A 10525-nucleotide genomic window follows, 5' to 3' on the forward strand; every position below is an offset into this window, starting at 1 on the left:
AAATTATTTTAACAGATATTTTGGTAAAGTATTTATAAGACTATAAATTAAAGAAGATTTTTCCTTTACTGTTTTTTCAGAAAGTTCAAACTCATAATCATTAATATAAGGATTTATCCATATTAACTTATTTTTATAAGTTAACTGATCAAAATCTATAGATGTTAAAAAATTTATTTCATATCCAAAATGATTTTTTATATCTAATATAGAATTGAGTATACTTTTATTAAAGAGAAAAAATCCATTATATTTATATAAGATTTTCATATTTCCTATGATATTTCCATCAATTATGATTGAAACTTTTGGTTTTTTTAGAAAATCTATTATTTTTTCTATATCAGATTTAAATTTTATTTTTGCAAAAATTAATCTTACTCTTAATCCTTTTGGATATCCAAGATTTACTATATTACTAAGGAAAGATTTAATAAAACTATCATAATTATAATTCTTCTTACCTTCCCAAAAAGGAAAAAAAATATTCATAAATTCTGGACCAAAGCCTATATCAGAATAAATAAATTTTAATTTTCTCTTTATTTTCTTTGTTTTATAGTTAATTTGTATATTATTATTTTCAAAATTAAAATTATCAGAATAAAGAATCGGTATATTATCTGAAAAAAAATCTTTTTTAATTATGTTATTGGTTATTATTAAATCTATTTTACTTAAATTAACAAAAGAAATATCTGTAGGATTTAATTTATTAAAAAATTCTATATTTAACTTTTCTTGTTTTTCTTTAAAATCATTTAATCCTACAGATTTTAGTTTTAGACCATTTAACTTTATAAAAGTTAAATGATTATAATTTATACTTAAACTTTCTTCTTTGTAAGTGAGTTTATATTCTTTTAATAAATTTTTAAATTTCTTCAATCCAGTGTTTATATTTATCTATTTTTCCTCTTACTGCATCAAAATACACTTTTTGAATTTCTTTTGTAATTTTCCCTGGTTTACCATCAGCTATTTTTTTATTATCTATTTCTACAACTGGTGATATTTGAGCGCCTGTTCCACAGAAAAATACTTCATCTGCAATATAAAGCTCTGTTCTTGTAATACTTCTTTCTATTACTTCATATCCTAAATCTTTTGCAATTTCCATAACTGCCCATCTTGTAATTCCTTCTAATATATCATCAGATACAGGAGGTGTAATTAGTTTTCCATCTCTTACAATAAATATATTTTCTGCAGAACCTTCTGATACATATCCATTTTTATTTAAGAATATAGCTTCATCTGCACCTTTTAATATTGCTTCTGTTTTTGCTAAAGCACTATTTACATAAGCTCCAGATACTTTTAATCTTGGTGGAATCATATTATCATTTAATCTTGTCCATGAAGAAACAATAGCTTTAACACCTTTATTAATATCTATATAATCTCCAAGAGGATAAAGATAAATTGCTATTTTTGCATTATATCCAAGAAGTTTTGGGCCTATTTCAAGGTCTGAAAAATAAACGATAGGTCTTATATATATATCATTTTTAATGTCATTTTTTCTAATAAGTTCCTTTGTTATTTCAACAAGCTCATCTATACTTTCTTCTATCTCCATATTTAAAAATCTCATATTTTTGAAAAGTCTTTGATAATGTTCTTTAAAGAATAAAGCAAATATTTTGTTCTGCTCTTTATCATAATAAGCTCTTATTCCTTCAAAAACTGCAGTTCCATAGTGGAAAGAGTTAGTTTTTATACTTATTTTTGCTTTTTCCTCAGGTACTATTTCCCCTTCAAAATATACATATTCCAAATTTCTTCCTCCTTTAAGTAGCTTCATATTATATATTAGCACTTTTGAAAATAAATTTTCAATTGAAAATTATATTATTAAAATAAGAAAAAACAGGGATTTAATTAGTTGTATAGTATTATTTCAGTAGATATTTTTAATATTTAAATAGCATTGGCATTGGTAAGCTTTTCTATTTCTTCTAAAGAAGAAACTTCATAAATAGGAAAAGATTTATACTATAGTTTAAAATTTAAAGATGCTTCCGAGGATATCGTTAAATAATAGCTATCACAAATTTTTATTTAGTATGAAATCTATTATTGCCCCGTGTCTTAATCCCCAATCACTAACTATAATTTCTTCTTTGTTGAAAACTTTCATTGATACTTTAAAAATTAAAATTCCTGATAAAATTACTTCAGCTCTTTTATCTTCAATTTGAGGTATTTTTTTCCTTTCTTCTACAGGTATTGATGATAGTTTATTTAGCCATTTATTTATTTGAGTATAGCTAAGTCTTTGTTTATGAACTTTTTCTGAAGAGTATGGAAATATTTTCTTTTCAAGGGCTACTAATGTTGTAATTGTTCCGCCAAGACCAATCAGATAATAAGTATCCTTCATTTTTTCATAGGCTTTTTCTATATCTTTTCTTATAAAATCTTCAAGAGCTTTTAATTCTTCTTTTAATGGTGGATCATGTTTTATAAATCTTTCTGTAAGTCCAACTATTCCAAATGGAAATGAAATACTATCTTTTAATTTAAAAGAATCTCCTTCTTTTATCCCATAAGCATATTCAGTACTTCCACCACCTTGATCTATCATTACAAAACTATTATCAGGATAAACTCCATAAGCAGTAGCTAAAAATGATAAGTATGCTTCTTTTTTTCCATCTATTATTTCTACATCTATTCCTATAGCTTTAACTTTTTCAACAAAATCTTTTCCATTTTTAGCTTCTCTACAGGCTTGAGTTGCATAAGCTTTTACATAATCAACTTTATATTCATCAATTATCATTTTGTATTCTTTTAAAACAGATAATGTTTCATCTATAGCATCTTTTTGAAGATATCCAGTTTCTTTTAATTTTCTTCCTAAGGATGTAATTTTACCTGTTGAAAATATATCTTCAACAGAGTTAATTGTTTCAATTATAGAATTTTTTTTATGAATAGCAGATATAAGAAGGCGTGTAGAGTAAGTACCTATATCTATTATTGCTATTTTTTTTACCAATACCTACTCCATAAAAATCTGTCCTTCAAGAGGTGAAACTTCAACTCCATTTTGCTTTAGAAATTCTATAGCCTTTTCTATTTCATCTTCTTTTCCAATAAGTTCAAGTTCAAGCCAACCTACATTTTCTTGTACATTTGCTTTCCTAATATTTATGTCAACATCAAATGTTTTGCATACTTTACTTAAGATAGGCTCTTTTATTTTTTCTTCTGGATAAATAAGCTTTAACTTCATTGAGTTCATTATTTTCCTCCAGCAATAGCAGGAATAATTGCTACAATATCTCCATCTTTAAGTTCTGTATCTTTACCTTTTAAAAATCTTATATCTTCATCATTTACAAAAAAGTTTACAAATTTTCTTATTTCTCCATTTTCTTCAACAAGTCTTTCTTTAATTCCAGAAAACTCTTTATCTAAGTTATCTATAAGTTCTGCTATTGTAGATGCCTCTATTTCTACTTCTCCTTGACCTTGAGTAACTCTTCTTAATGCAGTAGGTATTCTAACTATAACTTTTGCCATTTTTTCCTCCTTATTTATTTATTGTTTGACCTATAACTTTTTCTTTAAACTCTGTTAAGCTTGGTTTTATATGAATAGGCTGTTTTAAATGCCCTTCAAGCACTTCCATTGTTTTGTATCCATTACCGGTAATATATGCAACAACAATTTCATCTTTATCAAATACACCTTTTTCTGCAAACTTTTTAAGTACTGCTATTGTTGTTCCACCTGCAGTCTCTGTAAATATACCTTCTGTTTTTGCAAGTAATTTCATTCCTTCTATTATCTCTTCATTAGTAGCTATTTCCATATCTCCATTACTTTCTTTTGCTACTTTTACAGCATATGGACCATCTGCAGGATTTCCTATAGCTATTGATTTTGCTATAGTATCAGGTTTTTCTGGTGTAATCCAATCTCTTCCTTCTTTAAAAGCTTTATATATAGGACTACATCCTGCTGCTTGAGCTCCATACATTCTTGGCATTTTCTCATTTTCATTTAGTATTCCAACAGTTTTAAATTCATTAAATCCTTTCCAAATTTTTGTATATAAAGAACCTGATGCCATAGGTGCTACTACTGCATCTGGCGCTTTCCAACCAAGTTGTTCTGCAACTTCAAAAGCAAGGGTTTTTGAACCTTCTGAATAGAAAGGTCTTATATTTATATTAACAAAAGCCCAGCCAAACTCATTTGCAATTTCTGAAGATAATCTATTAACATCATCATAATTTCCTTCTACTGCAACAACAATAGGATTAAAAACAAGGGAACCTATTATTTTATTTGTTTCAAGATTTGCAGGAATAAAAACATAACAATTCATTCCAGCAGATGCACTATGTGCAGCTACAGCATTTGCCAAGTTTCCTGTTGAAGCACATGCTGCAGTGTCAAATCCAAATTCTTTAGCTTTTGATAAAGCAACTGCTACAACTCTATCTTTAAAAGACAAAGTTGGATGATTTACTGAATCATCTTTTATATAAAGATTATTTAAGCCAAGTTCTTTTCCAAGATTTTCTGCTTTTATTAATGGAGTAAAACCAGAGGATAAACCCACTTGAGGTTCTTCTACTGGTAATAAATCTATATATCTCCATAGACTTTTAGGGCCTTTTTCTATCTTTTCTCTTGATATATTTTGTTTTATATAATCATAATCATACTCAACTTCTAAAGGACCAAAACAAAATTCACATACATGAAGAGGTTCTATCGGATATTCTCTTCCACATTCTTTACATTTAAGAGCTTTAATTTTTGCCATTTATTTATTAGCCTCCAAATTATGAATAAAGGATTAAATAATTATAATATAAAATATGCTCTTTATAAAAATAAATTTAAAAGTTTTTACAATAGTTTTATAATATTAGCATAATAAATATATATTAAGAGGATAATAATGAATAGAATTTCACAAATTGCCATTAATGATGAAGGATTTTTATTTGATCCTTTAACTGGTGAAAGCTTCACAGTTAATCAAACAGGTTTAGAAATAATAAAAGGTTTAAAAGAAAGTAAATCAGAAGAAGAAATCATTGAATCTCTAACTGAAAATTTTGAAATTGATGAGGAAACAGCTAAAAGAGATTTTACTGATTTTATAGAAAAACTTAGAAGTTATAAAATTTTATAAGGAGATAAAAAATGGAGCTTAAAGTTGCTATTTCTGGTATAAATGCAGTTGATAATCCAGGGCCAGGTATTGGAGTTGCAAAAAGTATAAAAGAAGATAAAGAGTTAAACGCAAAAATAATTGGCCTTGCTTATGATGCTATGGAACCAGGTATATATATGGATTGGATAATTGATAAAGCATATATAATGCCATATCCTTCTGGAGGTTATGAAGCTTACATAGAAAGACTTTATTATATAAAACAAACTTATGGGCTTGATTTTGTAATGCCTGTGTTAGATGCAGAACTTCCTATATATATAAAATATCAACAGGAACTTGAAAGAAATGGGATAAAAACTTTTTTACCTTCTTTAGAGCAGTTTAAACTTAGAGGAAAAGATAAGCTTGAAGAGATTGCTAAAAATATAGGTATAGATTCTCCAAAATCAGAAGTAGTTTCTTCTTATGAAGAACTTACAAAAGCTATAGAAAAAATTGGTCTTCCAATAATGGTAAAAGGAGCTTTTTATAAAGCATACAGAGCTTATACATTCCAAGAGGCTACAAGCTATTTTAATAAAATTGTTGCTGAATGGGGTTATCCTGTAATTGTACAGCAAGTAGTTAAAGGTGAAGAGATGAATGTTGTAGCTGCTGGTGATGGAGAGGGAAATTCTCTTGGTATGGTTGGTATAAAAAAGATGTGGATAACAGAACTTGGTAAAATCTGGACAGGTGTAACTATAAAAAATAAAAAGATGTTAAATGCAGCAGAAAACTTTATAAAAAAGTATAAGTGGAAAGGTGCTTTTGAACTTGAATGTATAGTAGATATTGAAAATGATAAAGTTTATTTAATAGAAATAAATCCAAGATTTCCTGCTTGGTCTTATTTTTCAACAGGTGTTGGAGTAAATATTGCATCAAATATTATTAGAAAAGCATTTGGTTTAGATATAGATATTAAAGATTACGAAGCTGGAAAGCTTTATGTTAGATATACAGATGATTTAATAACAGATATGGATAAATTCCAAAAAATAATTATAAGAGGTGAAAATTAATGAAGAAAAAATATGAAAAACCTGTAATTACTAAAATAGAAACTGGGTTTATGAATAAATTTGGTAGTTCTCCATATTATGCAAGAAAAATAAGAAAAGATATAGATGGTATAACTATAGATGAGCTTGTTAATAAGTATGGTTCTCCTCTTTTTGTTATATCAGAAAGAAAACTTAGAGAAAATTATAGAAAAATGTATAATGCTTTTGCATCTCGTTATCCAAATGTTCAGTTTGGTTGGTCTTACAAAACAAACTATTTACAAGCTGTATGTGCTATATTACATCAAGAAGGAGCTATTGCAGAAGTAGTTTCTGCTTTTGAGTATGAAAAAGCAAGAAAACTTGGAATAGAAGGTAAAGATATTATATTTAATGGTCCTCATAAACCTATAGAAATACTTGAAATAGCGGCAAAAGAAGGGGCAATGATAAATATAGATCATTTTGATGAAATATTAGATTTAGAAAAAGTAGCTGATAAACTTGGCAAACAGATAAAAGTAGCTATAAGACTTAATATGGATACAGGAATTCATCCTCAATGGAGTAGATTTGGATTTAATCTTGAAACAGGACAGGCAATGGATGCAGTAAAAAGAATTGCTGCTGGTGGAAAATTAATACTTAATGGTCTTCACTGTCATATAGGAACATTTATTATTGAACCTGAAGCTTATGCTAAAGAAGTTGAAAAAATGGTTAAATTTGCTTATGAAATAGAAAACAATTTTGGATTTAAAATTGAGTATCTTGATATAGGTGGTGGATTTCCATCTAAAAATAGATTAAAAGGTACATATTTATCTCCAGATGTTTTAATTCCTTCAATAGATGAGTACGCAGAAAAGATAACAGAAGCTCTTTATTCAAATCTTCGTCCAGGAGATTTTCCTAAGCTATTCATTGAATCTGGAAGAGCAATTATTGATGAAGCTGAGTACTTAATTACAACTATTTTTGCATCAAAGAGACTTCCAGATGGTAGAAAAGCTTATATAGCAGATGCAGGAGTTAATCTATTATTTACTGCATTTTGGTATAAATTTAATATTGAAATAGATAGAGAAGTATATGGTGCAAACGAACCAAGTGTAATATATGGTCCTTTATGTATGAATATTGATGTAATAGAGGAAGGAACATCTCTTCCGCCTCTTGAAAGAGGAACAAGACTTATATTCTCACCAGTTGGTGCTTATAACAATACCCAATGGATGCAGTTTATAGAATATAGGCCAAATATTGTTATGATTATGGAAGATGGAACTGTTGAAGTTGTAAGAGAAAAAGAAGATTTAACAGATATTGAAAATAGAGAAAGATTACCAGAGAAACTAAAAATTAAATGAAACAATATATTCTCTATCTGAAAGCTATACTAAATAGTTATTCTGAAATACTTTTCCTACAAGGATTTATAACTGGAGCTATAATTCTCCTTTCTACTTTTATAAATCCTTCTATTGGTATTGCAGGATTAATATCTGTTTTATCTGCTTATTTTATAGCTAGATTTTTAAATATGGGAAGGGAATTTCTTGAATCAGGATTTTATACATATAATGCTTTATTAGTTGGACTTTCTATAGGTTATTTATTTAAGATAACCCCTTTAACTATCTTTTTTACTATCATAGCAGGAATTTTAACCTTTATATTTTCAGTTATGCTTTATAAAATTTTTTCTTATTATTTAGCTTTACCAATTTTAAGTATACCTTTTGTTGTAATTAGCTCTATTTTATATCTTTCTGCATATTCATATTCCAATCTTTTTGTTGATTCTTTATATCCTCATTCTCATTTTGAATTTTTAGAAGATATATTTCCTTTATGGTTAAGTGGATATTTTAAATCTCTTGGCGCAATTTTATTTTTACCAGATGTATTTATTGGAATTATTTTTTCTATTTTACTATTTTTTAGCTCAAGAATACTTTTTTTATTATCTATTATTGGATATATTACAGGTAGCTTATCTCTATATTTCTTAACAGGTTCCTATTCTCAAGCTTTTTCAGATATTACTAATTTTAATTTTATCTTAATTGCTATGGCTTTAGGAGGAATATTTTTAATTCCTTCTATAAAATCTTATTTTATAGCTTTAATTGGAGTAATAACCTCTACGATAGTACTTTCTGCAACAAAAACTTTTTGGTCTTTTTATGGAATACCAATATTTACATTTCCATTTAATTTCACCACTTTATCTTTTATTTATGTTCTTGGTGCTTTAGGTTTTCCACTTTTAGCAAAGATTATAAGAAAAAATCCTGAAGAGACCTTAGACTACTACCTCACAACTCAAAAAAGATTTAGTGGTACTACAAGAGGTATATATCTTCCTTTTTCTGGTGAATGGACAGTTTGGCAAGGGTTTAACGATGAATGGACCCATAAAGGAAATTGGAAATATGCTTATGATTTTGTAATTACAGATGAAAATGGTAAAACCTATAAAGGAGATGGCCTTAATCTTACAGACTATTATGCATTTAAAAAACCTGTTTTATCACCAGTTAGAGGAAGAGTAGTAAAAGTAGTTTCAAATTTACCAGATAATCCTATAGGAACAGTTGATAGAGAAAATAATTGGGGAAATTATATTGTAATTTATGATTTTAGAGGATTTTATGTAGAACTTTCTCATTTTGCTCAAAACTCAATAAAAGTTAAAGAAGGAGATTGGGTAGAAATTGGCAGTTTTTTAGGGCTTTGTGGAAATTCTGGATATTCACCTCAACCACATATACATATTCAAGTACAAGCTACAGAAGAAGTAGGTAGTTTAACATTACCATTTAGTTTTATAAGTTATATATCAGGTAAACAATTTTTTTCAAATAATCTTCCTAAGAAAAAAGAAAAGGTTAAGCCTGCTTATCCAGATATTTCTATAAAAAATAAACTTTCTTTTTATCTTGATAATCAGTTTATATACGAAATTTATAAAAATAATCAAAAAATAGATGAATTTTCTATGAAAGTTAAGATGGAAATAGATGGGACATTTTATTTTGAAACAGAAAAAGGAAAACTTTATTTTGGAAAAGATGAAAGCAGTTTTTATTTTTATAGTCTTAAAGGAGATGATAAATACTTAAAAATTATATTTAGAGCTATACCTAAAATTCCTTTAATTTCAGAAAAAGATATAAAATGGATAGATTTTATTCCTTTTGATATAGCTTTTAATAATCTTTTTAAAAACCTAATATTGTTTATAGCATCTTTTAATCATTCAATAGGATTAGTTAAGTATGAAGGAAAGATTATAGATTATGGAAAATTTGAAGGATTAATAAAAAATCCATTTTCAAAAAAAGAGTATAAATCTTATGTGATTTTAGATGAAAATTTAGGATTCAAAGAGATAAAAATTGATTCTATAAAATTTGTTTTAAAAAAGATAAATTATGGAGGTTAAAGTTATGAAAAAATTTCTTATAGGATTATTTATATTTGCACCTTTATCAACATCAATAGCAAGTAATATTGGTTATTTTAGTAGCGTAATTTACGGAACTCCTTTAATTTATAATAACTCTTCAGTTAAAGATAATGGTTATTTTACAGGAGTATATTTTTCTTATAAAACACTAAATTTATTAAATCTTTTTGAAACAGCTATAGACCATACATATATAAAATACAAAGATAATACTCATTTAAATCAGAATGATTTTACTTTTGCATATACAAACTATATGATTAGAGAAATTAAGTTAAAAGCTGGAGCCCATTATATATCTTCAGATGATAAAAATACCGATAAAGGATTTGTAATTTTTGGAGAAATAACAAAATATAGACTTTATCAATGGAATTATGGTTTAGAAATGTATTTTTCAAGATATAAAGATTATCCAACTATCAAAAATAAAGGTTTGAATGTTTATCAGATAAATCCAAAATTTGGCTTTTATCTTGGAAATTATTACAAAGGTGGTCGTTATTATATTCAGATTAAACCTTATTATATTCATTTATCTGAAGATTTAACTGGAGTTAATAAAAATTCCTTTTCTACAGAAGGACTTTTATCTTATTTTATTAAAAATTGGACAATTTCTTTAAAAGGTTATGTAGGTGATCAGGCTTTCCCAGTTAGAGATGGAGGTTTTACAGTTTATAATTTATCAGAAAAAAGAAAATATGGATTTGGTGGTTCTGTAAAATATATATTATCTCGTAATTTTAGTTTAACCTTATCTGCATTTAGAGATTATTTTAATGATATAGGTACAAATAAAACTGCTTCTACAACAACTGCTATACTTATACTTGGTGCATCTTTTTAACAGGA

11 protein-coding genes are annotated in these 10525 nt (G+C 26.8%); 5 read left to right on the plus strand and 6 right to left on the minus strand.

The window, feature by feature from the left end:
• Window positions 1–3: 3 nt before the first annotated feature.
• The 6 genes from CLV39_RS08465 to thrC form a co-directional block, all read right to left on the minus strand.
• On the minus strand, window positions 4–888 hold the full coding sequence (locus CLV39_RS08465) for a hypothetical protein (RefSeq protein WP_121923806.1): 885 nt from the start codon (window positions 886–888) through the stop codon (window positions 4–6).
• The gene (locus CLV39_RS08470) at window positions 875–1780 is read right to left on the minus strand and encodes a branched-chain amino acid transaminase (protein WP_121923807.1); all 906 of its coding nucleotides are present in this window, start codon (window positions 1778–1780) and stop codon (window positions 875–877) included. Before CLV39_RS08470 ends, CLV39_RS08465 begins: the two co-directional genes overlap by 14 nt.
• A gap of 270 nt (window positions 1781–2050) precedes the next feature.
• Window positions 2051–3007, minus strand: a complete 957-nt coding sequence (locus CLV39_RS08475; protein WP_121923808.1) for a Ppx/GppA phosphatase family protein — start codon at window positions 3005–3007, stop codon at window positions 2051–2053.
• A 3-nt stretch (window positions 3008–3010) separates the two neighbouring features.
• The gene (locus tag CLV39_RS08480; RefSeq protein WP_121923809.1) at window positions 3011–3253 is read right to left on the minus strand and encodes an NIL domain-containing protein; all 243 of its coding nucleotides are present in this window, start codon (window positions 3251–3253) and stop codon (window positions 3011–3013) included.
• Window positions 3253–3534 carry a MoaD/ThiS family protein gene (locus tag CLV39_RS08485; RefSeq protein ID WP_121923810.1) on the minus strand — a complete coding sequence of 94 codons (282 nt, stop codon included), beginning with the start codon at window positions 3532–3534 and terminating at the stop codon, window positions 3253–3255. Before CLV39_RS08485 ends, CLV39_RS08480 begins: the two co-directional genes overlap by 1 nt.
• A gap of 10 nt (window positions 3535–3544) precedes the next feature.
• Window positions 3545–4789 carry a threonine synthase gene (gene thrC, locus CLV39_RS08490; protein WP_121923811.1) on the minus strand — a complete coding sequence of 415 codons (1245 nt, stop codon included), beginning with the start codon at window positions 4787–4789 and terminating at the stop codon, window positions 3545–3547.
• 138 nt (window positions 4790–4927) lie between these two features.
• Between thrC and CLV39_RS08495 the strand changes: the two genes are divergently transcribed.
• Genes CLV39_RS08495 through CLV39_RS08515 form a run of 5 tightly spaced genes read left to right on the plus strand, consistent with a single transcriptional unit; the run spans window position 4928 to window position 10520 of the window.
• Window positions 4928–5164 carry an HPr-rel-A system PqqD family peptide chaperone gene (locus tag CLV39_RS08495; protein ID WP_121923812.1) on the plus strand — a complete coding sequence of 79 codons (237 nt, stop codon included), beginning with the start codon at window positions 4928–4930 and terminating at the stop codon, window positions 5162–5164.
• An 11-nt stretch (window positions 5165–5175) separates the two neighbouring features.
• On the plus strand, window positions 5176–6213 hold the full coding sequence (locus CLV39_RS08500) for an ATP-grasp domain-containing protein (protein ID WP_121923813.1): 1038 nt from the start codon (window positions 5176–5178) through the stop codon (window positions 6211–6213).
• Window positions 6213–7565, plus strand: a complete 1353-nt coding sequence (locus CLV39_RS08505; RefSeq protein WP_121923814.1) for an alanine racemase — start codon at window positions 6213–6215, stop codon at window positions 7563–7565. Before CLV39_RS08500 ends, CLV39_RS08505 begins: the two co-directional genes overlap by 1 nt.
• Window positions 7562–9646 (plus strand): urea transporter, encoded by a 2085-nt coding sequence (locus CLV39_RS08510; protein ID WP_121923815.1) that lies wholly within the window; start codon window positions 7562–7564, stop codon window positions 9644–9646. The genes CLV39_RS08505 and CLV39_RS08510 overlap by 4 nt, the downstream gene beginning before the upstream one ends.
• A 4-nt stretch (window positions 9647–9650) precedes the next feature.
• A complete protein-coding gene (locus CLV39_RS08515; protein ID WP_121923816.1) occupies window positions 9651–10520 on the plus strand; it encodes a hypothetical protein in 870 nt (289 codons plus the stop codon).
• Window positions 10521–10525 lie beyond the last annotated feature (5 nt).

The sequence above is a fragment of the Hydrogenothermus marinus genome, from assembly GCF_003688665.1.
GTDB lineage: Bacteria > Aquificota > Aquificia > Aquificales > Hydrogenothermaceae > Hydrogenothermus > Hydrogenothermus marinus.